The organism is Methylophaga sp. UBA2012 (assembly GCF_002335235.1).
In the GTDB taxonomy this organism is placed as follows: domain Bacteria; phylum Pseudomonadota; class Gammaproteobacteria; order Nitrosococcales; family Methylophagaceae; genus Methylophaga; species Methylophaga thalassica.
On the sequence record NZ_DDCG01000011.1, the window covers coordinates 79582 to 79979 of the forward strand.

Here is a 398-nt window from a genome sequence, read left to right on the forward strand (position 1 = left end):
CTAAAAATTTTTCGTCGAAAATAACAGTCACCTTTGTGTTAAGCGATTTGACAATCGCTCTTAGTCCATCAGAGATTTTCCCTGCTGTTGAAGAAGGCACTATTGCAATTTGTATAAAGTCAATATCTTCAAGCTTGTCATTCAAAGCCTGCTGAAGTAGACGAGTGAATAATTTTATTGCTGCTCTGTGTTTTTGTATTTTCCACTCTTCATCCTCCTTTTTAGGAGTCTTTAGACTCATGATAGCCTTAGAGTTTTTATCTACATTAGGATTTTTAGTTCCGTCTTTTAGCCAATATGGATGATAATCAACCATGTACCAAACGCTCGATACAGCCAACTTTTCAAGAGTTTTCTTTTCATCCACATTAACTGTCCATAGTCGCCACTGATTTATT

The 398-nt window shown here is 35.9% G+C and carries 1 protein-coding gene; it reads right to left on the minus strand.

The genetic code is table 11. The features are described from left to right. A partial coding sequence (locus B2248_RS09385; RefSeq protein ID WP_286722886.1) for a hypothetical protein occupies positions 1-367 on the minus strand: 367 nt, incomplete at its 3' end. Positions 368-398: the final 31 nt, after the last annotated feature.